Annotated in this window: 22 protein-coding genes; 6 read left to right on the top strand and 16 right to left on the bottom strand. The window is 72.0% G+C overall.

Annotated features, from left to right (window positions below; all coding sequences use genetic code 11):
- Positions 1 to 129 precede the first annotated feature (129 nt).
- From ACIRC0_RS09650 to ACIRC0_RS09625, 6 genes are all read right to left on the bottom strand, one after another.
- Entirely contained in the window at positions 130 to 1,182 is a 1,053-nt protein-coding gene (locus ACIRC0_RS09650) for a BMP family protein (RefSeq protein ID WP_403613559.1), read from the bottom strand.
- A 429-nt stretch (positions 1,183 to 1,611) separates the two neighbouring features.
- Positions 1,612 to 2,835, bottom strand: a complete 1,224-nt coding sequence (locus ACIRC0_RS09645) for an amidohydrolase (protein ID WP_403613557.1) — start codon at positions 2,833 to 2,835, stop codon at positions 1,612 to 1,614.
- A gap of 622 nt (positions 2,836 to 3,457) precedes the next feature.
- Entirely contained in the window at positions 3,458 to 4,834 is a 1,377-nt protein-coding gene (locus ACIRC0_RS09640) for a hypothetical protein (RefSeq protein WP_403613554.1), read from the bottom strand.
- A gap of 26 nt (positions 4,835 to 4,860) precedes the next feature.
- Positions 4,861 to 5,799, bottom strand: coding sequence for an N-acetylneuraminate synthase family protein (locus tag ACIRC0_RS09635; protein ID WP_403613551.1), 939 nt, complete (start codon positions 5,797 to 5,799; stop codon positions 4,861 to 4,863).
- A 14-nt stretch (positions 5,800 to 5,813) separates the two neighbouring features.
- Positions 5,814 to 7,088, bottom strand: coding sequence for a cytidylyltransferase domain-containing protein (locus ACIRC0_RS09630; RefSeq protein WP_403613548.1), 1,275 nt, complete (start codon positions 7,086 to 7,088; stop codon positions 5,814 to 5,816).
- 23 nt (positions 7,089 to 7,111) lie between these two features.
- The gene (locus ACIRC0_RS09625; RefSeq protein WP_403613546.1) at positions 7,112 to 8,485 is read right to left on the bottom strand and encodes a DUF6716 putative glycosyltransferase; all 1,374 of its coding nucleotides are present in this window, start codon (positions 8,483 to 8,485) and stop codon (positions 7,112 to 7,114) included.
- A gap of 198 nt (positions 8,486 to 8,683) precedes the next feature.
- Between ACIRC0_RS09625 and ACIRC0_RS09620 the strand changes: the two genes are divergently transcribed.
- The 3 genes from ACIRC0_RS09620 to ACIRC0_RS09610 all read left to right on the top strand — a co-directional run bounded on the left by ACIRC0_RS09620 (position 8,684) and on the right by ACIRC0_RS09610 (position 12,133).
- Positions 8,684 to 9,661, top strand: a complete 978-nt coding sequence (locus ACIRC0_RS09620) for a glycosyltransferase family 2 protein (RefSeq protein WP_403613543.1) — start codon at positions 8,684 to 8,686, stop codon at positions 9,659 to 9,661.
- A complete protein-coding gene (locus ACIRC0_RS09615; protein WP_403613540.1) occupies positions 9,658 to 10,998 on the top strand; it encodes an alpha-2,8-polysialyltransferase family protein in 1,341 nt (446 codons plus the stop codon). Before ACIRC0_RS09620 ends, ACIRC0_RS09615 begins: the two co-directional genes overlap by 4 nt.
- Positions 10,999 to 11,209: 211 nt before the next feature.
- Positions 11,210 to 12,133, top strand: coding sequence for a class I SAM-dependent methyltransferase (locus ACIRC0_RS09610; RefSeq protein WP_403613537.1), 924 nt, complete (start codon positions 11,210 to 11,212; stop codon positions 12,131 to 12,133).
- 150 nt (positions 12,134 to 12,283) lie between these two features.
- Here ACIRC0_RS09610 and leuE read toward each other — a convergent pair whose 3' ends face one another.
- Complete coding sequence (gene leuE / locus ACIRC0_RS09605; RefSeq protein WP_403613534.1) at positions 12,284 to 12,943, bottom strand: leucine efflux protein LeuE; 660 nt, start codon at positions 12,941 to 12,943, stop codon at positions 12,284 to 12,286.
- Between the two features lie 51 nt (positions 12,944 to 12,994).
- A complete protein-coding gene (locus ACIRC0_RS09600; protein WP_403613531.1) occupies positions 12,995 to 14,575 on the bottom strand; it encodes a methylmalonyl-CoA mutase in 1,581 nt (526 codons plus the stop codon).
- Positions 14,576 to 14,814: 239 nt separating this feature from the next.
- Between ACIRC0_RS09600 and ACIRC0_RS09595 the strand changes: the two genes are divergently transcribed.
- Positions 14,815 to 15,669 (top strand): L,D-transpeptidase family protein, encoded by an 855-nt coding sequence (locus ACIRC0_RS09595; RefSeq protein WP_403613529.1) that lies wholly within the window; start codon positions 14,815 to 14,817, stop codon positions 15,667 to 15,669.
- Between the two features lie 221 nt (positions 15,670 to 15,890).
- On the opposite strand, the gene ACIRC0_RS09590 is transcribed toward ACIRC0_RS09595, so the two are convergent.
- From ACIRC0_RS09590 to ACIRC0_RS09570, 5 genes are all read right to left on the bottom strand, one after another.
- On the bottom strand, positions 15,891 to 16,973 hold the full coding sequence (locus tag ACIRC0_RS09590; protein WP_403613525.1) for a hypothetical protein: 1,083 nt from the start codon (positions 16,971 to 16,973) through the stop codon (positions 15,891 to 15,893).
- On the bottom strand, positions 16,973 to 17,647 hold the full coding sequence (locus tag ACIRC0_RS09585) for an RNA polymerase sigma factor (RefSeq protein WP_403613522.1): 675 nt from the start codon (positions 17,645 to 17,647) through the stop codon (positions 16,973 to 16,975). The genes ACIRC0_RS09590 and ACIRC0_RS09585 overlap by 1 nt, the downstream gene beginning before the upstream one ends.
- Before the next feature lie 412 nt (positions 17,648 to 18,059).
- The gene (locus ACIRC0_RS09580; RefSeq protein WP_403613519.1) at positions 18,060 to 18,824 is read right to left on the bottom strand and encodes a hypothetical protein; all 765 of its coding nucleotides are present in this window, start codon (positions 18,822 to 18,824) and stop codon (positions 18,060 to 18,062) included.
- Between the two features lie 59 nt (positions 18,825 to 18,883).
- Positions 18,884 to 19,516, bottom strand: a complete 633-nt coding sequence (locus ACIRC0_RS09575) for an RNA polymerase sigma factor (protein WP_403613517.1) — start codon at positions 19,514 to 19,516, stop codon at positions 18,884 to 18,886.
- 91 nt (positions 19,517 to 19,607) lie between these two features.
- Positions 19,608 to 19,802: a hypothetical protein gene (locus tag ACIRC0_RS09570; RefSeq protein WP_403613514.1), complete on the bottom strand. Its 195-nt coding sequence runs from the start codon at positions 19,800 to 19,802 to the stop codon at positions 19,608 to 19,610.
- A gap of 186 nt (positions 19,803 to 19,988) precedes the next feature.
- On the opposite strand from ACIRC0_RS09570, the gene ACIRC0_RS09565 reads away from it, so the two are divergent.
- The gene (locus tag ACIRC0_RS09565) at positions 19,989 to 20,873 is read left to right on the top strand and encodes a hypothetical protein (protein ID WP_403613511.1); all 885 of its coding nucleotides are present in this window, start codon (positions 19,989 to 19,991) and stop codon (positions 20,871 to 20,873) included.
- A 46-nt stretch (positions 20,874 to 20,919) separates the two neighbouring features.
- Here the strand turns inward: ACIRC0_RS09565 and ACIRC0_RS09560 are convergent, their stop codons facing one another.
- The 3 genes from ACIRC0_RS09560 to ACIRC0_RS09550 all read right to left on the bottom strand — a co-directional run bounded on the left by ACIRC0_RS09560 (position 20,920) and on the right by ACIRC0_RS09550 (position 23,758).
- Complete coding sequence (locus ACIRC0_RS09560) at positions 20,920 to 21,234, bottom strand: hypothetical protein (RefSeq protein ID WP_403614689.1); 315 nt, start codon at positions 21,232 to 21,234, stop codon at positions 20,920 to 20,922.
- A 220-nt stretch (positions 21,235 to 21,454) separates the two neighbouring features.
- Positions 21,455 to 22,024 (bottom strand): hypothetical protein, encoded by a 570-nt coding sequence (locus tag ACIRC0_RS09555; protein ID WP_403613509.1) that lies wholly within the window; start codon positions 22,022 to 22,024, stop codon positions 21,455 to 21,457.
- A 162-nt stretch (positions 22,025 to 22,186) separates the two neighbouring features.
- Positions 22,187 to 23,758 (bottom strand): glycoside hydrolase family 20 protein, encoded by a 1,572-nt coding sequence (locus tag ACIRC0_RS09550; RefSeq protein WP_403614687.1) that lies wholly within the window; start codon positions 23,756 to 23,758, stop codon positions 22,187 to 22,189.
- Between the two features lie 337 nt (positions 23,759 to 24,095).
- Between ACIRC0_RS09550 and ACIRC0_RS09545 the strand changes: the two genes are divergently transcribed.
- Positions 24,096 to 24,698: a 2-oxo-4-hydroxy-4-carboxy-5-ureidoimidazoline decarboxylase gene (locus ACIRC0_RS09545; RefSeq protein ID WP_403613506.1), complete on the top strand. Its 603-nt coding sequence runs from the start codon at positions 24,096 to 24,098 to the stop codon at positions 24,696 to 24,698.
- Positions 24,699 to 24,887: the final 189 nt, after the last annotated feature.

Here is a 24,887-nt window from a genome sequence, read left to right as displayed (position 1 = left end):
GCTACACGCGTAGAGTTGACACATTGTTATGGCTCGGCGGGGGGCTTGCGCAAGCCGCCCCCGCGCCGAGCCTGAAATCCGGCGGTCCGGCCGGATCGCCTGATCGGCGGGCCGGCCGGACCTGTCAGGTCACGGGGTCGTCTTGACCTTGATCTGACCGTCGACGATCTTCTTCTTCGCGGCGTCCAGCTTGGGCTGGATGTCGCTGATGAAGCCGCCGCTGGTGGCCAGCGAGACACCGCCCTTGGCCAGCGAGTAGACGTTGTTGCCGGTCAGCGGCTTGCCGTCCTTGACGGACTTGATGAAGTCGTACACACCGACGTCGACGTTCTTGACCATCGAGGTCAGGATCGAGCTCTTGTACTGGGCCAGACCCGGGATGTTGTACTGGTCGGAGTCCACGCCGATGGCCCAGGCGCCCTTGGTGCCGTGCACGGCCTCGATCGCGCCGTTGCCGGAGGAGCCGGCGGCCGTGTAGATCACGTCGGCGCCGTTGTCCAGCATGCCCTGCGCGGCCTGCTGGCCCTTGTCGGGGCTGGAGAAGCCGGAGAAGTCCTGACCGTGGGACAGGTACTGGACGTCGACCTTGACCTTCGGGTTGGTGTCGTGCACGCCCTGGACGTAACCCGCCTCGAACTTCTTGATCAGCGGGTTGTCGACGCCGCCGATGAAGCCGACGTGGTCCTTCTTGGTCTTCAGCGCCGCGGCGACACCGGCGAGGTAGGAACCCTGCTCCTCGGTGAACGTGATGCTGTTGACGTTCGCGCCCTGGACGACCGAGTCGACGAGGCCGAAGCTGGTCTTCGGGAACTTCGCGGCGATCTTGGTCACAGCAGGGGCGTAGGAGAAACCGACGGCGACGATCGGGTTGTAGCCCGCGTCCGCCAGGTCCTGCAGGCGCTGCTCGCGGTCGGCCTCGGTGTCCGAGGTCTTGGCGGTCAGCTCCTTTATGGAGCCGCCCAATTCCTTCTCGGCCTTGTCGGCACCACGCGCGGCGGAGTCGTTGAAGGAGCGGTCACCACGGCCGCCGACGTCGTAGGCAAGGCCGATCTTGAGGCCCTTGCCGCCGCTGGAGGACGACGAGCTGCTGTTGTCGGAGGAGGTGCTGCCACAAGCAGTGGCAGTCACGGCGAGGGCTGCGGTCGCGATACACGCAGCGGAAAGCTTGGCCACCCGGCGCATGGAATGAGACTCCTTTGTGCGAGCGCCCAATCCAGGCGCTGGTTCCGCGGCAGCGTAACGCGCGTAGACAATCCGGAAAACCCCTCATTGCCAGAGCGTTATCCGACCGTTTTGAACCGTGTGCCCCCGGACCTGCATTCACACGGCAGACCCGCCGCCCTCGGCGCTCGGACGTGATGTACGCGATAGTTGCGCCACCAAGATCCTCCTCGGGCCGGATCTTCTCGCGGCCGCCCACCGCCAGTATCCCTCAGCGAGACGCGTCCCCGCAGGTCGGACCGGCCTGCGGGGCCCTCGGACGGGGTTCCCTCACGTCCACGGGCGCCGTGCCCAGGGGTGCGGTCCGATGCCCCGCACGATCCCTGCGGTCGTGCGGGGGCGGTTCCGTCCTTGCCCGATGCGGTGATCAACGACTTCTGGTGAGGACCTCTAACGCTCCTGCGCGTCCAGCAGTGCCGCCGCCGTGAACAGTTCCACGCCCACCGTGATGGCGTGCTCGTCCGCGTCGAAGTCACCCTGGTGCAGGTCCCGCACCACGCGGTCCCCGGGGCGGCGGACGCCGAGGCGGGCCATGGCGCCGGGCACCTTCTCCAGGTACCAGGAGAAGTCCTCGCCGCCGAGGCTCTGCTCGGTGTCCTCCACGGAGTGGGCACCGCGCCGTGCGGTCATCGCGTCGCGCAGCAGTTCGGTCACGCCGGCCTCGTTGACGACCGGGGGCACCCCGCGGACGTAGTTGATCTCGGGCTTGGCCTTGTACTGGTTGGCGATCTCGTCGACCGCCGCGTGCACCAGGTCCGGCGCCTGCCGCCAGGCGTCGAGGTCCAGGCAGCGTACGGTCCCGGAGATCTCGGCGTGCTGGGGGATGACATTGCAGGCGTGCCCGGACTCGATGCGCCCCCAGGTGACCGAGAGCCCGCTGCGCGCGTCGACGCGGCGCGCGACCATCCCCGGCACCTCGGCGGCGACACGCGCGGCGGCCAGCACCAGGTCCGTGGTGAGGTGCGGGCGCGCGGTGTGGCCGCCCGGGCCGTCGAGCGCGACCTCGAGCCGGTCGCAGGCGGAGGTGATGGGACCGTGCCGCAGCCCGATGCGCCCGGCGTCGACCTTGGGGTCGCAGTGCACGGCGATGATCCGCCCGACCCCCTCCAGGACCCCGGACTCGATGGCGTCGGCGGCCCCGCCCGGCAGGACCTCCTCGGCGGCCTGGAAGACCAGTCGCACCGGCCGCGGCAGCCGCCCCTCGCGGTGCAGCTCGGCGAGGACGAGTCCGGCGCCGAGGACGACCGTGGTGTGCACGTCGTGGCCGCAGGCGTGGGCGCGGTCCGGCACGGTGGACCGGTAGGTGCAGTCGGTCTTGGTGTCCGGGATGGGGAGCGCGTCGATGTCCGCGCGGAGCGCGAGCATCGGGCGTACGCCGTCCGGGTCGCCGATGTCACACACGAGTCCGGTCCCGGTGTCGAGGACGCGCGGCGTGAGACCCGCCTGCTCCAGGCGGGCCTTGATCGCGGCGGTCGTACGGAACTCCTGGTGACCGAGTTCCGGGTGCATGTGCAGGTCGCGACGGAAGGCGACGAGTTCGGCGTGCAGCGCCTCGGACAGCGCGCCGGGAAGCACCGCTTCCCCCGGGTGATCGGCCTCGGACTCTAGGGACATCAATTGGTTCACCCTTTGAAGGGTAAGGCGATCGGGCGGCCGACCTCCCTGCGGTCAACAAAACTTCAGCCCGTCAGGGGAGAAAAATCTAGCCGCACGCCGCATGGTCGGCTGTGGGGATGGGTAAACTCGCCGGGCTTTCCGGGCGACGGAATCGGGCCGGGGGTCGAGAGCGGGGCCGCGGGGGTGACCGCGGCGGCGTCCCGGCGCCGTGGGGGGCGCCCGGTGATCCCAGTACGGGACCGCTTCCGTGTACGAGCGTCCCGTTACGTGAACGCTCGAAGGGTTCCGAGCGATTCCCGTACACCACGGATACCACGTCACGCCGCCTTCCCGTCGTGGAAGCGTCACCTCCCCTACGACTCCCCCACCCGGGCGGGGCCTCACATGGCGAAGTGGCAAGCGCTTGAAAGCAGCCCTTTGCCCGTGCGCCCGCGCGGGTGGGGCCGCCCGCCGTGAACGCCGGTAACCGGACTTCGTACGGACCACCCGGGCGTCGTACGACGCATGGTCCCCGGGCGCCGTACGGCGCATGGCCCCCGAGGCGTCGTATGACGCATGGCCCCTGACTGCGCCGACCGCTTCCCCGACGATCCGGCGGGACTCCGGTCCGGCCGCAGGTCTATCCCGCCGCCACGTCCTGCTCGGCGGCCGCCACGTCCGGTGGCCCCCCTGTCCCCGACGACACCCGGTCCACGTCCCGCGCGGTGTCCGTCACCCCCGACAGGAAGCCCTGCGCCCGGGGCGAGGCGTGGTCCGTGAGCCAGGCGGGGTCGATGTCGCACACCGCGACGCGGACCTCCGTGCCGACCAGGGCCAGCGGCAGGGTGTGGACGACCGTGGAGGGGAAGCTGAGGATCGTACGGCCGACGGGGCCGCGGCGGGCGATCAGTTCCAGGGGGAGATCGGGGCGGACCACCTCCAGCCCCGTCTCCACCGCCAGCTTGTGGAGTTTCTCGGGGCTTTCCCGGCGGTGGGCGAAGTAGCGGGTCGCCCCGTGCGCCGTGGCGAGCGACCGCACCGCCTCCAGATAGCGCTCGCCGTCCACCACGCCCGTCTCGACGAGGGAGGTGCCGACCAGGTCCGCGCCCTTGGTCAGGCGTGGCGGGCCGAAGCGGGCCCTGGTCCAGGCGAAGTCGTTCGGCGTGATCGTGACCCCGGCCGGGGCCTCGTCGATCGGCATGGAGGAGAAGACCTCCACCGTGCGCCGGGTGCCCGGCGTCAGCCTGCGGCGCGCCGAGGACGACACGGGGGCGAACAGCAGGTCCCGGGGGCCCCGGCGGCTGCCCTTGCGGTGCCAGCGCACCAAACGTTCACCGCGGGCGAGCTGGGCGACGAACTCCATGGTCGCGGTGCCGTCGTCCACCACCACCAGCTCCCGGGCCCCGGTGATGGTCAGCAGCAGCTGGACGTAGCGGGAGAACGGGTCCCCCATCACCACCCGGTGCGCCCGGCGCAGCAGCGGGGTGAGGCCGCCGATGGTGTGGAAGGGGGCCAGGGCACCGCCCCGCGCCTCCTCCCAGCGGACCTGGTACCCCTCGTCACGGGCCAGTTCCGCCATGCGGCGCAGCTGGCCCCGGGTCATCGGGTCGGTGGGCGCCAGCACCACGAGGGTGAGCCCCTCCGGCGCCGTACCGTCCCGCGCGCCCCCGTCCCGCGACGCCGTACCGTCCGCCGCGCCCCCGTCCTGCGGCGCCGTACCGTCCGGCCCTCCGCTGTTCCCCGCCGCGCCCGCGCCGTCCCCCGTCGTACCGTGCGGCTCCCCGCCGTCCCCCGCCGTACGCCCCGCGCCGGAACCCCGGCCCCCCTGCGCGGGAATCCCGCGCGGCCGCCGGCGCCCCTGCGCGGGGATCGCCGCCGCGCGCCCGGGCGCGGTGCCCCCCGCGGTGCCCAGGGCGTGCGCGTGGGCCCACTCCAGCACGTTCAGGAGCTGTACCGGGCTCTCGACGAAGGCGAGCGTGGAGTGGGGGTGGCCGGCGGATCCGGCGCGGGGGCTCATCGGCTCACGACCGTCCCGTAAGGCGCTCAGACCGCCACCGGCTCGCCGGCGGCCGCGGCGATCTCCGCCTCGGCGACGACGCCGGTGACGCGGCGCAGCTTCTTCATCGGGCCGAGCTCGGAGTCGTAGACCTTCTTCACGCCGTCGCCGAGCGCCGCCTCGATGGTGCGGATGTCGCGCACCAGGCGCGTCAGGCCCTGCGGCTCGACCGAGGCCGCCTGGTCGGAGCCCCACATGGCGCGGTCCAGGGTGATGTGGCGCTCGACGAACACCGCGCCCAGGGCGACCGCGGCCAGCGTGGTCTGCAGGCCGGTCTCGTGGCCGGAGTAGCCGATCGGGACGTTCGGGTACTCCTTCTCCAGCGTGTTGATCACGCGGAGGTTGAGCTCCTCGGCCTTCGCCGGGTAGGTCGAGGTGGCGTGGCACATGAGGATGTTGTCGCTGCCGAGCACCTCCACCGCGTGGCGGATCTGCTTCGGGGTCGACATGCCCGTGGACAGGATGATCGTGCGGCCGGTCGCGCGCAGGGCGCGCAGCAGCTCGTCGTCGGTGAGGGACGCGGAGGCGACCTTGTGGGCCGGGAGGTCGAACTTCTCCAGGAAGGCGACCGCCTCGGTGTCCCACGGGGACGCGAACCAGTCGATGCCCTTCTCCTTGCAGTACTCGTCGATCCGGCGGTACTCGTCCTCGCCGAACTCCACGCGGTGGCGGTAGTCGATGTAGGTCATCCGGCCCCAGGGGGTGTCGCGCTCGATGTCCCACTGGTCGCGCGGGGTGCAGATCTCGGGGGTGCGCTTCTGGAACTTCACGGCGTCGCAGCCGGCCTCGGCCGCCACGTCGATCAGCTTGAAGGCGTTCTCCAGCTCGCCGTTGTGGTTGATGCCGATCTCGCCGCAGATGTAGACGGGCTTGCCCGGGCCGACCTCGCGGGATGCGAACGTACGCAGACGGGAGTTGGTGCTCATGGCAGGAACTGTCCTTACTTGTGGAGGGAATCGAGAGAGGGGCCGAGGATCCAGCTGGCGATCTCTCGGATCGCGCCGTCGCCACCGGGGACGGTGGTGACCGCACGGGCGGCGCCGCGTACCACGTCGTGGGCGCTCGCGACCGCCACGGGCCAGCCGACGAGGGCGAGGCAAGGGAGGTCGTTGACGTCGTTGCCGACGTAGAGCACGCGCTCGGGCGCGATGCCCTGCTCCTCGCACCACTGCTTCAGCGCGAGGTCCTTCCGGTCGATGCCGTGCAGGACCGGGATCTTGAGCTTCCGGGCCCGTGCGGCGACGACCGGGTTCACTTCCGTGGAGAGGATCAGCATCTTCAGCCCGCTCTTGCGCAGGGCCGCGATGCCGAGTCCGTCCCCGCGGTGCACGGAGACGAACTCCTTTCCATCGGCGTCGATCAGCACCCGGTCGTCGGTCTGGGTGCCGTCGAAGTCCAGTACGACTGCGTCGACGTCGTCAGCCGTGGGCAGCGAACCGGGGAGGTCCGCGTCGAAGAGGGGCGCCAGAGCCCGTGCCCGCGCCAGGTCGTGCGGGTCGTCGATCTCCAGGACCCGCGCCGGGTCCGTCCGCACCAGTTCCGTACGGCCGAAGAAGCGGTGCCGGTGCTTGCGGAAGCCGGCCGCGTCCATCGCGTAGGCGGCGCCGGTCTCCAGCAGGTCCTGGGGGCGGTCCTGGCGGCGCGGGCGGAAGGACTTGTCGTGGTTGACGCCGTAGCCGCCGCCGACGGCCGCGTCGGCCTCGGCGACGGTGCCGGCGGCTGCCTCGTCCGCTGCGTCCTCGGAGTCTCGCCAGATGAAGCCGTGGAAGGGGGCCACGGTGACCGCGCTGTCCGCGCCGTTCTCGACGATCGCGCCCGCCACCCCGTCGATGTCCTCGCGGACGATGAACGGGCTGGTGCACTGCACGAGCAGGACGACGTCGACGGACGCGCCGTGCAGGGCCTCGTGGGCGTCCATGGCGTGCAGGACGGCGGCCTCCGAGGTCGCCGTGTCACCGGCGATGGCGGCCGGCCGCAGCACGACCTCGGCGCCGGCCTGGCGCGCGGTCGCCGCGATGGCCTGGTCGTCGGTGGAGACCACGACGTCCGTCACCAGGCGGGTCGCGAGGCACTCGCGCACCGCGCGCGCCACCAGCGGCACACCCCCGACGGGGGCGAGGTTCTTGGCGGGCACGCCCTTGGAGCCGCCGCGCGCGGGGATCACCGCGAGCACCCGGCGCACCGAAGCGACTTGGCCCGCTTCCGGGTTGGGCATGGGGTCTACTCCTTGAAGAGAGGTCACAGCTCACCCATCCGCCGGATGACGGGCGCCACCCGCTGCACCCCGTGCCGGTACGCGCCCCGCGCCGCGCGGCGGACGATCTGGCGTACGGGTCCGGGCGCCTTGTCGGCGGCGGGCGCGCCCGGCAGCGGGCTGCCGTCCGGGGCGAGGTGGTGGCGGGCGAGGACGCCGGGCAGATAGCCGGGCGCGGTGACGGGGGTGTAATAGGGCTTCAGCGGCGGGAGTTCACCGGTGGTGAGCAGCGCCCCGATGCGCGCCCGGGCCTCGTCGAAGGCGGTGGCGTACGAACCTCCCTGGGAGGGGGTACCCCCGGCAGCGACGCCCTGCCGGGCCACCCACTCCGCATCGGGTGTCGGCTCGTGTCCGGCGTCGAGCTGGTCCCAGGAGGCGAGGCAGCCCGAGCCCACGAAGTGGTGGTTGCCGAGCGCCTCCCGCACTCCGAGGTCGGTGAGGACGACGGTGGGGATACGGCGGTGCAGCGATTCCAGGGCGGCCGTCGAGCTGACCGTGACCAGCAGGTCGGTGTGGTCGAGGACCTCGCCCATGTTCCCGTAGACCAGGCGGAAGTTGGCCGGCAGGTCGTGCCGCTGGGCCAGCTTCTGGTAGGGCAGTTCCTCGATGTGGGTGGTGTGCTCGCCCGGCTTGGAGCGCAGCTTGAGCAGCACCTCGCGCTCGGGGTGGCGGCGCGCGTGCTGGACGAGCCGGTCCAGCAGGTACGCACGGTCCTTGCGGGTCTCCGGGACGGAGGGCTGTGCGGCGAAGACGACCGTGTAGGGGTCCTTCTTCTCGTACGGGGCGCCGCCGAGGAAGGGCAGCGCCACCTCGGTCACCGACGAGGCGTCGGCGCCCACCCCCTCGTAGAGGGCCCTGAACCGCTCCGCGTCCTGGCGGGAGTTGGCGAGGACCAGGTCCGCGCCGTGCCGCAGCAGCAGGCCGTCGGCGAGCTTCTCGTAGACGACGCCGACGTAGCCGGTGACCACCACCGGCCGCTGCGGGCGTCCCTGCCAGGCGTGGGCGAGCCCGTGCAGCATCGCCTGGACGCCGCCGCCGACGAGGGCGAGCACGAGGACGTCGTACGTCTCCTGCGTCATCTCGCGCAGGAATTCGACGGCGGTGACCTCGCGGAGGGAGTCCGCGCGGACGCCGACCTCTCTGAGCTGGCGGGCGGTGGGGGTGGCGCGGCCCCGCAGGAGGAAACCGTCGAGCCGGATGTCCGAATCGGCTGTTTTATCGGATGTTTCCGTCGATTCGGTGGTCTCCGGGAATTCCGTCGGTGAAATGCGGGCAGCGGTGAGCGCACCCCATTTCCACCGGGTGTCGGAATCGGCTAGGACGGCGACCCGCAGGCGCCTCGCAGTACTTGCTGGCACGTCGAAGACGCTAGGAAGGGATTTCGAGGCGCAGCCGAAGCAGAATGCAACAAAGGGTTAACAGCACGCCGACGAACAGCGAATCAGGCCGTGAAACCGCCGGGAAACAGCTGGGTTCACTATTCCGCCACGCGTCGTTCACTCCCCATCAAACCGCCGGTCAAGACGAATGCCGGGCCGCCGCCTACCGTCACAGGCGTGGTCAAGCTCTCCGTCATCGTGCCGTTCTACAACGTGCAGCAATACGCGCCCGACACCCTGAAGAGCCTGCGCGCGAACGCGCGCGAGGACTTCGAATTCATTCTCGTCGACGATTGCTCGCGCGACGAGACACCGGACATCCTCGCGCGTGCGGAGCGCGAGCTGCCAGGCGCGGTGTATGTCCGGCACGAGAAGAACGGGGGGCTGGCGACCGCGCGCAACACCGGGATCGACACGGCACGCGGCGAGTACCTCACGTTCCTCGACGGGGACGACTGGCTCGCCCCCGGCTACTATCCCAAACTGGTCGCCGCCATCGAGGAGTTGGGCTGCGACTTCGTACGCACCGACCACGTCCAGTGCACCGGGCGGGCGCGTGCGATCCACCGGGTGCCGCACGGCCGGCGCGGGGTGGTGATGAACCCGCGCGACGCGATCCTGCCCGCCGACCGCTCCACCTCCGTCGACTACGCGTACGCCTGGGGGGGTGCCTACCACCGCCGCCTCGTCGACCGCGGTCTGCTGCACTTCACCGACGGCCTGCGCACCGCCGAGGACCGGCCCTGGATCTGGAAGCTGCACCGGGAGGCGGAGTCCTTCGCCGCGGTGAGCCTCATGGGCGTCTACTACCGGCGCGGTGTCGCCTCCTCGCTCACCCAGATCGGGGATGTGCGGCAACTGGACTTCATCCGCGCGTTCGACCAGGTCGTGGCGGAGACCGCCGGGGACCGGGACGCCGACAAACTGCTCCCCAAGGCCGTGCGCACCTATTGCGCGATCATTTCTCACCATCTGGGATCCATCGAAAGGTTCGAGCCGCCGGTGGCACGGAAACTGAAGTCGATGAGTGCTGTCGCGCTGCGGCGCATGCCGCAGGACGTGCTCGACGACGCCCTGGACTCCATGGACATCGAGCGGGCCTCGCGTCTGCGCCGGCTGCGCCGCCGTCCCGCCCCCGCGGGGGTGGCCGCGTGAGGACGCAGATCTTCCTGGCCTCGACGCTGTACGGCACGGCGACCCTGGCCGCGGCACTGGACAGCGAGTGCTTCGCGCCCGCCGACCGGCGCATCCTGCTCGTGTCCAACAACGCGGCGACGCCCGAGACCACGCCCGGCCTGGACGAGATGCCCGGCTTCGAGCGGCTGCGCGGCCGCTTCGACGAGGTCATCTCCTGGAACGAGACCATCCACCCCTTCCACCCGGGCGGCTGGGCCCCGCGCCTGGACGACGTCCCGCTGTGGGAGCGGCACCTGCGGCTCCTGTGGAACCTCGGCGACGACGACATCGAGCTGGCCGTCGAGTCCATCCAGGTCAACCCGGCGCTCGGCGTCTGCCAGATCTTCACCGGCGCGCCCGTCACCGTCTACGCGGACGGCCTGATGAGCTACGGCCCCACCCGCAACAAGATCGACCCGCTGGTCGGCACCCGCGTGGACCGGCTGCTGCACCTGGACCTGGTCCCGGGCCTGAAGCCGCTGCTGCTGACCGAGTTCGGCGTCGAGCCGGAGATCGTGCCGACGGACGCGTTCTCCAAGGTGCTCGCGGAACTCGAGGACACCGGCGACGCGCTGCCCGCGGTGGAGGCCCCGGCGCTGCTGCTCGGCCAGTACCTCTCGGCGCTCGACATACTCACCGCCGTGGAGGAGGAGAACCTCCACGTACGGATGCTGAAGGGCGCCGTCGCCCTCGGGCACACCCGGGTGGTGTTCAAGCCGCACCCTTCGGCGCCGGCCCGCTGGTCGCGCGCGCTGGAGAAGGAGGCCGAGAAGCTGGGCGCCGACCTGACGGTGCTCGACACCCCGGTCCTCGCCGAGGTGCTGTACCAGCGCATGCGTCCGGCGCTGGTCGTCGGCTGCTTCTCCACCGCGCTGCTCACCGCGTCCGCGTTCTACGGCCACCCGGTCGCCCGTATCGGCACCGAGACCCTGCTGGAGCGGCTGGCCCCGTACGAGAACAGCAACCGCGTCCCGGTCACGATCGTCGACGCGCTGCTGCCCGAGCTGACGGCCCGGAGGGCGGTCGAGGACCAGCGCCGGGGCATGGAGGTCGAGGACCTCGACGCGCTCGTACGGACCGTGGGCTTCGCGATGCAGCCGAAGATCTACCCGGATCTGCGGGCGCACGCCGAGCGCTATCTCACCGAGCACCTGAGTCCGCACACCTGGCGGTACTTCAAGCGCCGGCGCCTGACCTCGCTGGCGCTGCCCGGCGGGATCCCCGTCCAGCTGGCGTTCATCCCGCGCAACGCCACCGTCCGCAGGGTCGCCCGCCGGGCCCGGGCCCTCGGACGCGGGCGCGCCGCCCGGGGCTGAGCCCCCGCAGCACGGCACCGCCCCGTCCCCGTCCGGTTCTCGAGGCGGGGACGGGCTGTTTCACGGCGGCGCTCTCCACGCCCCGACTCTCGGCCCGCTCAGAGGAATTGGCCTGCTGTTCACCTCGCCGCCCGTTCGGATGACCGCTGCCGGGCAGATGCTGGGCAGTTCTCGCACCGTTTCCGTTCGCACAAGGGAGTGCCCCGTCCTCATGGTCGCCACAGCAGAAACGGCTCCACCGCCCCGCCGGCTCGACGACGTCCCCGGCTGGTTCCCCGTTCTCGACCAGACGCTCTTCAACTGGTTCCTCGACCGGCAGGAATCCGCAGGGATGCGCGGAGACCTGCTGGAGATCGGGGTGTACATGGGCAAGAGTGCGATCTTCCTCGGCCGGCATCTGAGGGACGGCGAGGGGTTCACGGTGTGCGACCTCTTCGGGGGCGAGGCACCGGACGACGCCAACCGGGCGGAGTCGACGAAGTCGTACAGCGCCCTGACCCGGCAGGCCTTCGAGCAGAACTACCTCTCCTTCCACGACGCGCTGCCCCGCGTCCTGCAGGGACCGAGCTCGATGGTGCCCGACGAGGTCCCGCCGCGCTCGTGCCGGTTCGTCCACGTCGACGGCTCGCACCTGTACGAGCACGTCCACGGCGACATAGGAGCGGCCCACGACCTGCTGCTGCCCGGCGGAATCGTCGTCCTGGACGACTTCCGCTCGGAGCACACCCCCGGTGTCTCGGTGGCCGCCTGGGAAGCGGTACTGAACAGGGGCCTGCGCCCGATCTGCCTGAGCACGCAGAAGCTGTACGGGACCTGGGGCGATCCGGAGCCCGTCCAGGAGGAACTGCTGGCGATGGTGGAGGGGCGCGAGGACTGCCACCTGAGCGTCCAGCAGGCCGCCGGCCACCGCATCATCCGCCTCAAGTCCAAGGGCATGCAGGCACCGCCGTTCCCGCCGTCGCGGCACGCGGACATCCCCGAGCCCCCTGCGGCCACGATCCCCACGCAGCCCACCCGGCGGCCCGCGGACCCGCCGAAGCGTCCCGCCATCCCGCGCAGCCGCTCCCGAAAGCTCGCCGCGGACCTGCTCCCGCCGGTGGTCACCCGCGCGATCCGCAAGGCCCGCAACCGCTGAGCGGCGCGCTGACGCCCGGGGCCGCCGCGCGTTCACCCGGGCCGGGGCCGGTCCGGTCGAAGGCGCACAGCCCGGTTCAGCCGGCCTGTTCCCTGTCGTGTGGCGACCTGCCCGAGGGCTGGCCGGTCCGCACGAACGGACGGTGACGGGCTAGGCGCTCGCCAGCGAAAGCTTCACGGCGAACCCGAGGAACAGCAGGCCCACGGCCGAGGTGGCCCCCGCCGACAGCCGCTTGCGCCGCCGGAAGGCCGTCGCTAGGCGCGTGCCGCTGAATATCAGGGCGCTGAGGTAGAGGAAGCTGGCGAGCTGGGCGAAGGCGCCGAGGACGACGAAGGACAGCGCAGGGTAGGCGTATCCCCGGTCGACGAACTGCACGAAGAAGGCGACGAAGAACAGGATCGCCTTCGGGTTGAACAGGCTGATGACGAGGGCGCGGCGGTAGGGCCGCTCCTCGGCGGGGGCGGCGGGAACGGCGGCCGGCGTGTCCTCGGCGGCCTTCTCCCGCCGTGCACGCCACATCCCGACGGCGGCGCGCAGCATCCCGACCGCCAGCCAGCTGAGATATCCGGCGCCGGCGTACTTCACGACTGCGAACAGCACGGCGTTCGCCTGGAGCAGCGAGGCGACCCCGGCGGCCGACAGCGTCATCAGCACGGTGTCACCGCACCACACGCCCGCCGCGGCGGTGTACCCGGCCCGCACCCCGCGCCGGGCGGCGACGGACAGCACGTACAGGGAGTTGGGCCCGGGCAGCAGGACGATGAGGACGAGTCCTGCCAGGTAGGTGGGGAGGTCGATGACGCCGAACATGGCAAGGAGTGTCGCACGGGGGTACGACACTCCACCCCGCCGGTACGACGGTCAGAAGACGTCCGACGGCACGTACGTACCCCACACCTCCCGCAGCGCGTTGCACACCTCGCCCACCGTCGCGCGGGCCTTGAGGGCGTCCTTCATCGGGTACAGGACGTTGTCCGTGCCCTCGGCCGCCTTCTTCAGCTCCTTCAGGGCCGCGTCCACCGCCGGCTGGTCGCGTTCCGCGCGGAGCTTGGCGAGGCGTTCGGCCTGCTGGGCCTCGATCGCGGGGTCGACGCGCAGCGGCTCGTACGGCTCCTCCTCGTCGAGCTGGAAGCGGTTGACGCCGACCACGACCCGCTCGCCGGAGTCGGTCTCCTGGGCGATGCGGTAGGCGTTGCGCTCGATCTCGTTCTTCTGGAAGCCGCGTTCGATCGCCGCGACGGCGCCGCCGAGGTCCTCGACCTTCTCCATCAGCTCCAGCGCCGCCGCCTCGACCTCGTCCGTCATCTTCTCGATGACGTAGGAGCCCGCGAAGGGGTCGACCGTCGCCGTCACGTCCGTCTCGTAGGCCAGCACCTGCTGGGTGCGCAGTGCCAGACGCGCGCTCTTGTCGGTCGGCAGGGCGATCGCCTCGTCGAAGGAGTTGGTGTGCAGCGACTGGGTGCCGCCGAGCACCGCGGCCAGGCCCTGGACGGCGACCCGGACGAGGTTCACCTCGGGCTGCTGGGCCGTCAGCTGCACGCCCGCCGTCTGGGTGTGGAAGCGCAGCATCATCGACTTCGGGTTCTTCGCGCCGAACTCGTCCTTCATCACCCGCGCCCAGATCCGGCGGGCCGCGCGGAACTTGGCGACCTCCTCCAGGATCGTCGTGCGCGCCACGAAGAAGAACGACAGGCGCGGCGCGAAGTCGTCCACGTCCATCCCGGCCGCGACCGCCGTGCGCACGTACTCGATCCCGTCGGCGAGCGTGAACGCGATCTCCTGCGCGGGAGACGCGCCCGCCTCCGCCATGTGGTAGCCGGAGATCGAGATCGTGTTCCACTTGGGGATCTCGGCCTTGCAGTACTTGAAGATGTCCGCGATCAGCCGCAGGGACGGCTTCGGCGGGAAGATGTACGTCCCGCGGGCGATGTACTCCTTCAGGACGTCGTTCTGGATCGTGCCCGTCAGCTGGTCGGCGGACACGCCCTGCTCCTCCGCCACCAGCTGGTACAGGAGCAGCAGCAGGGCCGCCGGGGCGTTGATCGTCATCGACGTGGACACCTTGTCCAGCGGGATCCCGCCGAACAGCACCCGCATGTCGTCGACCGAGTCGATCGCCACGCCCACCTTGCCGACCTCGCCGTGCGCGATCGGGGCGTCGGAGTCGTGGCCCATCTGGGTGGGCAGGTCGAAGGCGACCGACAGACCCATGGTGCCGTTCGCGATCAGCTGCTTGTACCGGGCGTTCGACTCGGTCGCCGTGCCGAAGCCCGCGTACTGGCGCATCGTCCAGGGACGGCCGGTGTACATCGACGGGTACACGCCGCGCGTGAAGGGGTACGCCCCCGGCTCGCCCAGCTTCTCCGCCGGATCCCAGCCCTCGAGGGCGCCCGGCCCGTACACCGGCTCGATGGGCAGTCCGGACTCCGACTCGCGCGCCATGGTGTGTGCCTCCGCGTTGCTTCGTTGCTTCGTACTCGGCTTGGTGGCCTGGCTTCGTTACTCGCCAGTACAGACGACCCTCGCGACGGACTGTAGCGGCGGCCCTGCGCGCGGTGGAATGCCGCACGCTGGGACCTTGCTCACAACCATGCCCCCTGGTTCGCCGTCGGTCACGCGCGGGGAACATCTGAGGAGATGCGATCGGACAGAGGCGTCCGGTGAGACGGCGGGGGGTCGGTATGCGTACCAGGGGCATGGGGAAGTCGCTCGTCGCCGTCGCCGGGGCCGCCGTGCTCCTCGCGGCCGCCGGCTGCACGGCGCAGCCGGGGGACGCGGGCGGCGCAGACGGCGGGAACCGCTCACCGGTGCACATCGAGGTCCCACGCACCCCGTCCGGCGCCGGGCGCACGGCGTCCGGGGACGCGGCGCCGAGCACCGCCGCACCCGCCCCGAAGCCCTCGCCCGCCACCCTGTGGCGGCACGGCGACTCGGGCCGCGGGGTGCGCGAGCTGCAGGCCCGGCTGCGTCAGGTCGACTGGCTGTTCGACGGCCCGACGGGGACGTACGACGACCTGACCGAGAACGCCGTCAGGGGTTTCCAGGGCAAGCGCGGATTGCCCCGGACGGGTGAGGTCGACTCCGCCACCTGGCAGCGGTTGCTGGCCATGACGCACGAGCCCGGCACGTGGGAGCTGTACCTGATGGGCGGGCAGCCGGCCGGGGCCCCGGACCGGCGCTGTATGACGGGGCGGGTGCTGTGCGTCAGCAAGACGAGCCGCACGTTGCGCTGGATGGTGGACGGACGGACGCTCTCGACGATGGCGGTGCGCTTCGGCACGGAATACACCCCCACCCGCGAGGGTGTGTTCCGCGTCTACTGGAAGTCACGGGACCACGTGTCCACGCTCTACCACTCGCCGATGCCGTACGCGATGTTCTTCAGCGGCGGTCAGGCGGTGCACTACTCGTACGACTTCGCGGCGCGCGGCTATGCCGGGGGCTCGCACGGATGTGTGAACGTACGGGACGAGTCGGCGATCGCGGCGCTGTTCGCCCAGGTGCGGGTCGGCGACAAGGTCGTCGTCTACTGGTAGACGCCGGACGGAGGATGTGGGGCGCGGGCGGGACCGGGGGAACGTGTCCCGCCCGCGCCAGTGCACGAGCCGTGGGTACGGGGGGAACCCCGGCTCCGTGCGACGGCCGATGACCAGTCGGCTCACTCAGTACTGCGCCACGGCGGCCGAAAGTGTCACACCTCCGGCGAAGAATTTTTCAGGAGAAGCGAAACCGCAGGTCAGCACGGCACGGCGACGGCTCAGCGGTTCTCGGCGGAGCCCAGCGCGCTGTACGTCGGGCCCGGGGACGCCGTGTGCGTCGGGGCGGCCCCGACCAGGCCGCGGGGTGCGGTGGGGGCCGGCGCTATGTGGCCTTCGCCGTCACCGCCGTTGCCGCCCTGGTCGCCGTCTCCGCCGCCGGTGTTCCCGTTCCCGCCGCTGTTCCCTTTCCCGTCGCCGCTGCCGTTCCCGTCGCGGCCCTTGCCGCTCCCGTCGCTGCCGGAACCCTCGCCGCCGCCCAGGACGCCCTTGCAGTACGCCTTCACCCGGCCGCTGCCGCCCGCCGCGTCCGACAGGTCGCGCAGCCGCTCGGGGCCGAGGAGCTTGCCGCCGGCCATGTCACGGCAGGACGAGCGCACCTCGGCCCACCGGTCACCGGTCCGTCCCGCGGCGCGGTCGCCGGCTTCGCCGGGCCGGCCGGTCGCGGTGGAGCCGTCGCGTGCCTCGTCGCGCGAGGAGCCGTCCCGCCCGGGCGAACCGGTCGTGCCGCCCGGTGTCGCGGACGAGGGGCCTCCGGTTCCTGTCGCGCCGGGCGTGGGAGTGGCCGAAGGCTGAGGGGACGTCAGAGCGGGCGACACGGACGCGGCGGGTCCAGGCTCGTCGCGGAACGGTGTCGGCAGCACTCCGGTTCCGGCCGCCACCGCGACCCCGCCGATCATCCCGGCGGCCACCGTGGCGGCCAGCCCGAAGCGCACCGTGCGCCACCGGCGGGCCCGCCGCCCGCCCGCCTCGGGACGGCCGAGACGGACGAGTCCGGCGTCGGCGGTGGGGGTCCCCCCTGCTCGAGCGAGGTCGAGAGCTTGGGGGAGGGGCGCCGGCTGCGGGTGGAGCGCCGCCCCGTTGTCGTGCCGGGCCGCGCGGGCGGCCCGGAACGCGGCCACCGCGGCCTCCTCACCCGGGAGTTCCTCGCTGGTCGGAGAGGGTGTGGCGGCCAGAGCGGCGAGTGCTTCGGCGAGCCGTTCGGCGCGGGCACGCGCGTCGGCGTCGACGGGGGCCGGGGGCTCTCCGCGCAGCAGACGCTCCGCCGCGTCCCTGTCCAGCCACCTGTCCTGCTCGTCGGCCATCACATGTCCTTCTGCGTCCGCGAACGCGTATGCGTCACACCGGCGGACGACACCTCACGTCTGTGCGCGTCTCGCTGGGGAGGCATGGCGCCGAGCGCGCCAGCCGATTCCGGATCCGTGTCCGGATTCACGTCGAGCAGCTCCGCGAGCCGCTTCAGACCGCGGTGCGCCGCCGTGCGGACGGCTCCCGGGCGCTTGCCGAGGGTCTCGGCGGCGGTCTTGGCGTCGAGACCCACGACCACCCGCAGCACCACCGCCTCCGCCTGGTCCTGCGGAAGCTGGGCGATGAGGGAGAGCGTGCGGTCGGTCGCCAGGGCCTCGATGGCCTCCCCGGCCGTGTCCGACTCGGCGGGTTTCCCGGTCAGTTCGGTCTCGTCGCCGCCGATCGCGGGGCGGCGGCCGCGCATCCGTATGTGGTCGAGGGCCCGGTTGCGGGCGATACGGGCCGCCCAGCCGCGGAACCGGTCGGCGTCACCGCTGAACCGGTCGAGGTCACGGGCGATCTGCAACCACGCCTCGGAGGTGACGTCCTCCGCGTCCGGGTCTCCGACCAGCGTGCGCACATACCCGAGCAGCCGCGGATGCACCGCGCGGTACACGGTACGGAAAGCGGTCTCGTCCCCCTCCTGTGCCGCAAGTACCGCGGCCGTCAGCTCCGCGTCGTCCCCCAGCACCCGAACTGCCCCTCTGTGCGCCTGGTCCGGCACCGCTCGCGCGCGCCGGGTTCTCGCCGTCGTGATTCCTCGTCCTGCCTGTGGTCTTCAGGCCGCTCGTGGTCTGCGGCGGTTGCATCACCCGTTATTGCTGATCGTCGCGGTCGGCGCGAAAGGCACGTTACGGCCTGAAACCGCTCTTCGTCCACGTCCGTACGACGTGCAACCAACCCGTGACGCGGCGAGGTGTGACAGAAAACGCATCCACGGCGCTGTAGAGAGTGACGGGCCGCCGCGCGGCCCGTACCGCGCGACGGCCGGGGCCTCTCCTGTGGGGGGTGGCGGCCCCGGCCGTTGCTTCGCGGCGTCGGCCCGCCGCGCGGGCGACGCGCACGAGCCACCGGCGCGTTGGGGCCGGCGTGGGGGCGCCGGACTACTTGTTCTTCTCGCGGGCCTTGGCAGCGCTTTCGGACTGTTCCGCAGGCCCGGGAGTGCGGGAAGCCGCTGGAGCCCTGCTCGCCTTCCCCGCCTTGCCGGATTCACCCGACTTGCTCGGTTTGCCGTCGTTCTGTGCCAACTGCTCGGCACAGTAGGCGGCGACGTTCTGCTCACCGCCGGCGGCCTCGACGAGCCGCTCCCATGCCGTCGAACCGACGGCGTCGCCACGGTTCTTCACCTGCTCGTAGGCGCGGCAATGGGCCTCGGTGTCCTGGGCGGTGTCCGGGCGGTCGGAGGAGACGGAGGTGTCCGGCACAGGGGACGTCGCCGACTCCGGCGCCCCGCTCGACCGGTCCGGCGCGCTCGGCGACGGCTGCCGCCGCCCGTGACCGCCGCCATCCCCGCCGCCCGAGGAGCCGTCCGGGCCGATCGCCGCGAACGCGACTCCGCCCAGGGTCAGTCCGGCGAGGAACAGGCAGACCGTGACCTTCACCGACGACCGCACACGCCGGTGCCCGAGCGGCCGCCAGTCGTCGCGGCGCCGGGTCCGCGCCTGGGGCGCACCGGCCTCCCGGACGGCCCGGAACGCGGCCACCGCCCTCTGTTCGGCCTCGGCGTCCAGGGCACCCTCGCGCAGCGCGGCGGCGAGCAGCGCCTCCAGCGCGGCGCTCCCGGCCGCGCCCGCGGGGGCGGACGCGGTGCCGCCGGGGTGCACGCGCCGACGGCCGAACACCTGGCCGTCGCTCTGCCGTTCACCCATGTCCGCACCCATCTCTGCCCGGCGGCCGGCCCGGTCGTCGTGTCCGCCGCCGCTGCCGCTCACTTCGACTCACCCAGCGTCCCGGGGCCGTCATCCGTCACACCCCGGTCTCCCGCGCCTTCGACGCGAAGCCTGCGGGCCAGACGCTTCAGCCCCCGATGGGCCGCGGTACGCACCGCTCCGGGCCGTTTGCCGAGGACGCGGGCGGCGGCGGGGCCGTCCAGGCCGACGACCACACGCAACAGCACGGCCTCGGCCTGGTCGCGCGGCAGTTGGCGGATGAGTTCCAGGGCGTGCTCGGTGGAGATGGACTCCAGCGCCTGGTCGTGGGTGCTGTGCGCGCCCGGCAGTTCGAGTGCCTCCTGCTCCAGCCCCGACGATCGGGGCCGTACCCGCCGGCGGCGCAGGTGGTCGAGCGCGCGGTGCCGGGCGATGGTCGCCGTCCAGCCGCGGAAACCCGCCCCGTCGCCCTTGAACCGGCCCAGGTCCCGGGCGATCTCCAGCCAGGCGTCGGACGCCACGTCCTCCGCCTCGTCCGCCACGAGACCGCGCAGATACCCGATCAGCCCCGGCTGCACGATCCGGTACGCCACCGCGAAGGCGGCTTCGTCCCCCTGCTGGGCCCGCGCGACCGCAGCGCCCAGCTCCGCGTCGTACGGGTGTACGCGGCGCGGTTCCCCTCCCTGACCCAAGACTGTCCTCGCCCCATGCCGAGTTCGCGGCGGGTTTGTGTGTAACACCCACGATCATCAGCGTCAGGGCTCACAGAAGTGTCACAGCCCGTCAGGCGGCGGCCGACCGCCGGGCCCGCCCGTGCAGCGTCAGCCGGAAGGTCTGCAACGACTCCTCCGGGCCCCCGACCTCGAATCGGTTGCGGACCTTGCCGAGGGGGTGCCACACCCGCCCGTCCGGCATGCGCACGCCGACCGACTGCCCGAAGCAGGCGCAGCGCTCGCCTGCCTCGCCTGCCTCGCCCATGCCGATCCCACCCCTTCTCGACCGGAGAACGCCAAACCTTTTCGCGTTCCGCGCGTCTGCGCCGTGCCGACCGCCGAGCTCCCGTGCCCGCTCGGCGCGGCCTTTGTCCCGCTTGTCCGTGCGGTGGCGTAGACGGTCCCACCTCCTGTACAACCGGGCGCCTTCCGATCGTGAAGGAGTGCGCGCGTGAGACCCCGTTCCGCCGTTGCCGCGCTGGCGGTTTCCGCTGTGTCCCTGCTCTCGTTGTCCCTGGCCGGGTGCGCCGAGAGCGGCGGAACCGGAGCCCCGGCGGAGTCAGCCGCCGCGGACGTCGGCGCCAGGCCGAAGGCGGCAGCCGCCGCACCACGGACACCCGAGGAGTTCCTCGCCCGGGCCAGGGAAGCGATGTCGGGGCAGAAGGGCTGGACGTTCGCCGTGAAGGGGAACGAGGACCTGGCGTCGCAGGGACAGCACAGCACCGCCACGTACACGGCCACGCTGCGGCGCACGCAGAGGCCCATGGCGCTGCACTCCACGGGAACCACGTACGCCAAGGGCGTCGCCAAGCCCGAGGAGGTCTACGTCGTCGACGGGACGGGGTACGTCAGGAAGGGCGCGGCCGGGTCACGGTGGAAGAGCGGCCCGCTGTCGGATCCGGGGATCGCGGACGTGGTGCAGGACCCGGTCGCCGCGCTCACGGCGTTCGGGAACTACGCCCGGGAGGAGTCGGGCGACGGCGTCTCGGTCGTGAAGTCGGGCGGTACGGTCGAACTGCGGGCCGAGGTGGCGTCGGTGAAGCTCCCCGCCGCACGGGACCGGGGCGTCGTGAAGCAGGCGGTGCGCGAACTCACGCCGACCCTTGAGCAGTTGCGCACGGCCGGCGTCAGGACGCCCGAGAGCCAGGTCCTGGTGGAGCGCGTCGAGGAGGTGCTCTCCCTCGACTCCGCCACGTACCGCATCAGGTCCCACCGTTTCCGGTGCACCTTCCTCATCCCCTACGGCGGGCAGACGATGCGTTACAGCCAGGACGTGACCGAGCGCACGGAAGGCACGTTCACGGGGACCATCACCCTCCCGACCGGCCTCGGGTGAAACCTCGGCCGGCCGCCTCGGCCGCCGTGGCGGCCGAGGCGGACCCTCAAGCCGTCCCGCTCGTCGCGTCCCGGCACAGCAGCCGCAGCGAGCCGTCGCCGTGGTAGCAGCGGCGGGCCTCGTCGATGGGGTCCCACAGGCGGCCGTCGGGTGTGCGCACCCAGTGGTCGCCGCCGGACGACCACCACTCCCCGCCGGTCAGCCGGACCACCACCTCGCCCGCGTACGCCCCGAACCCGCGCAGCGCGCTCTCCACGGCGGCGTAGGGCGCGCCCTGACGGCTTATCTCCTCGATCGTGCGGTCCACACGCCACAGGCTCTGCGCCGAGTAGTCCAGCCGCAGCCGGGCGCCCTCGCGCATGGCCGTGACGGCGTCGGCGGCCCAGCGGACGGGCTTGGTGGCGGCGTGGGGCCTGGTCACCTCAGTTGCGTTCACACCCGGAAGAGCGCCCTCCACCGCCGCGGCGTCACGCCGTCCGGAGGGGGTCCCCGACACCGGCGCAGGACCGCCCCACCGCACCACAGGACGGTCACAGGATCCTTGCAGCGGAGGGGGTTTACGGGTCTGTGAGCCTCCGAGGCTACGAGCGGCCCCGTGCCCGCCGGGAGACCACGGCCCGCAGCACCCGGCGCCCCTCGGTCGACACGTCGAGGGCCCGGCGCAGTCCGCCCGCGCCATGGTCCGCGACCAGCTCCAGGACGGCGACCTGGCGTCGCAGTTCGGCGGCGACGAGCGGCGGCATGCGGTCCGTACGGCCCTCGCGGCGGGCAGCGACCGGGGCGTCGTCGGCGGCGGGGTCCAGCAACCGGTGGATCTGCAGCGCGGCCACCGAGCAGGCGTCGGCCCACCGGCGCAGGGCGTCGGCGGACGGCTCGGCGGGGACCGCCTCGAGCATGCGGCGGGCGAGCCGTGCGGCCTCGGCCTCGGGGGCGCACTCGGCGTCCGCCCCGGAGCCCTCCCCCACCGCCAGTTCGGAGCGCGCCTTGGTGAGCCGCTGCTCCCAGTCGTGCCCCTCGACGAGGCTCGCCCACAGCGGCCGCAGGACCTCGTCGTCGCCCCCGAGGAGCGGCACGCACCGATCCAAACAAGCCAGTCCGCTCGCCGCGAGTGCCCGCTCGTCGGCCTGCGCGATCAGGTCCACCAGGCTCATCAAGCCTCCTCGAAACGCCTCGTCGGGGCGCCTCATCCGTACGGAGCCCGCATCTTCCCTTACTGCGTGCGACGGACCGGGAGTGTCACAGTCACACCAGGGGAGCTGTCGAGGCGTTCGAGGAGGACATTTTCGGCCATCGGGCCTGCCCGAGGAGGCGTTTCAGCCCAGCCGGCCCGCCAGCGCCCTGAACTGCGTCCAGGACAGCGACGGGGTCCGCGAGTCCCACAGCTTCTGCGCCGTCGCCCGCAGCGGCATCCGGATACCGGCCGCCACCTGGTCCTGCGTCTGGGCGTTCGGGCGGTCGCTCCAGACGGCGAAGACGCCGCCGAGGATCTGCCCGTCGTACCGCGCGGGCACCGCCGTCGTGCCCCGCAGCACGCGCGGGGTCCACTGTTCGTAGATCCGCTGCCCGGTGGGGTAGACGAAGGTCTGCGGCTGGCCGAGCACGTAGTAGAGGTACTCGTCGTTGTAGTTGATCACCTTGCGGCCCGCCAGGTAGTCGGTCGGCGGCCGGGCGCCCAGCTCCTTGCCGGTCCAGTACGCGGCCTGAAGGTCCCCGGCCGGCTGCACGGAGCTCGACCGGTAGAAGCCGTCGTTCCAGGCCCGCATGGTCCTGCCGTGCGCGCGCATCACGTTCGCGCGGTCGTTCAGCCAGCCGGTCGCGAGGTCGGCGACGCCCGCCTTCGGCCCGAACCGGGCCCGCGCGGCGGCGGCGAGCTGCGGGTAGGAGGCGGCCGGGTTGCGCGCCATCAGCGCCAGGTACTCGTCGCCGCCGAGGTGCCAGTACGCGCCGGGGAACACGCCCGAGAACTCGCCCAGCAGATCGTCGACGATCTTCGCCGCCGCGGGCTTGGAGATGTCGACCGCCCCGCGCGTGGCGACGCCGGAGGCGTTGCGCAGCTGGATCTCGGGGTGGGCGGCGATGACGGCGCCCAGGTGGCCGGGCGAGTCGATCTCGGGCACCACGGTGATGTGCCGGCTCGCCGCGAGATCGACGATCCTCTTCACCTCGGCCTTGCTGAGGTGCTGCTTGGAGACGATCTCCGGGTGCGAGGAGGACTCGATACGGAAGCCCTGGTCGTCGGAGAAGTGCAGACCCAGTTCGTTGTACTTCAGGTCGCCCAGCTCACGTATGCGGTCCTCGATCCAGCCGGCCGTGTAGTACTTGCGGGCGATGTCGAGCATGAACCCGCGCCGCGGCTTGGCGGGCGCGTCGTTCACGACGCCCTCGGGCGCGGTGCCGCCGCCGCGCACTTCCTGCTTGAGGGTGCGGGTGCCGTAGAAGACGCCGGCCTCGCCGGGCCCGGTGATCTTCACCCGCCCGTTCGTGACGGTCAGCGTGTACGACTCCTGGTTGCCGCTGCCGGCCAGGCCCAGCTCCACGTCACCGGCGCCGGCGCCGGTCTGCCCGCCGTACGCCATCCCCAGCTCCCCGGCGAGCAGCCGCCCCTCGTCGGCGAGCTGAGCGTTGTCGACCACCACCCGGTGCCCGGAGGCGGGCCGCCAGCCCGGGCCCCGCGCCGCGGTGAACCGGCTGACGGCGGGGATGGTGCGGGGCGGCTGCGACAGGGGGTAGGAGCGGGACGGGACGGAGCGGGCGGAGCCCGTGGACGCCGCCGACGTGCCCACGGAGGCCCCGGCCCCGTTCGGCGAGCCGCCACCGGAGGGCCACAGCGTCACGGCCGCCGCCACACCACCGGCCACCACGATCCCGGTGGTCGCCAACAGCAACCTGGTGCGCCGTACGTGCGTCTTACCCTTGGGGACCTGCCTGCGGCCGGTCACCAGGCCACACCCGTTTCGACAACGGAGCACGGCCGCACCGTGCTCCTCTGCATGCATATGCGTATCGGTATTCGCCCGACCTTGGACCGCACGCGACTCACCTCCACACTCTGCCCCCCTGACGTTCCTTTCCGAAGCTACGACCCCTGTCCGGCCCACGTGTCCACGAGAGGCCCCGAAACTCTCCCATCCGGGTGAAATCCGGGCAGCGACTGGACGCCGACCGGATCGCCGTCGCTAACGTGGCGGCGCGTTTCTCACACGATCCCCTGCCGACCCGCACGTGGCGCGCACGAGCCGTCACGCCAGCCGCCGAGGACCCACGCTGCCCGCGCACCGTCTCCCGCACCTCCCCGGCCACACCGCCCTCCCGGCGCAACACCGCACCGAGTCCGCCACGGGCCTGGGGCGGTTCAACCGCGCACCCGCCGACGACGTCCGGCGCGCCCTGCTCACCTGCTGCCGCAGCCTGCGCTGGGCCCACCGGGTCGCCGAGCACCGCCCCTACCCGGACCTCGACTCCCTGCTCGCCGCGGCCGACGAGGCGACGTACGACCTCACCCCCGCCGACCTCGCCGAGGCCCTGGCCGGGGAATCTCTCGCCCCGCTCCCCGACGGCACGTACTCAGCCGCCCACACCGCCCTGAGCGCGGCACACGCGGCATACGAGAGCAAATTCGGACACGTGTTCATCATCTGCCTGGACGAGGTGGCGCCGGACGAGCTGCTGGACCAGCTCCTCGCGGCCATCCGGTCACGATTGGCAAACGATCCCGAGGAGGAGCGGGTCCTGGCGACAGAGGAACTGCGCCGCCTGGCGAGGGGAAGGCTGACGCGCCTGGTACGGGACTTTTCCGACCAACCCGTGCTGGACCGTGCCCCATAGGGCGCGGGGCTGTGACGGCATGCGGCTCCGTCGCGTCGACGCGCACCACCACAAACCGCCCGTACCCGGCGGAAAACCACAGCTCCCACCCCGGTAGCCGCCCGGCCGATAAGCCATCCGTGCTCGTTTGAGTGCCTGATTGATCACACCGGCAGGCCCCCCGTAAGCGCCGCAGGCAACCGTCGCTAC

The organism is Streptomyces sp. NPDC093984, assembly GCF_044764595.1.
GTDB classification, from domain to species: Bacteria; Actinomycetota; Actinomycetes; order Streptomycetales; family Streptomycetaceae; genus Streptomyces; species Streptomyces cynarae.
This window is presented reverse-complemented; position numbering and strand designations above follow the sequence as displayed.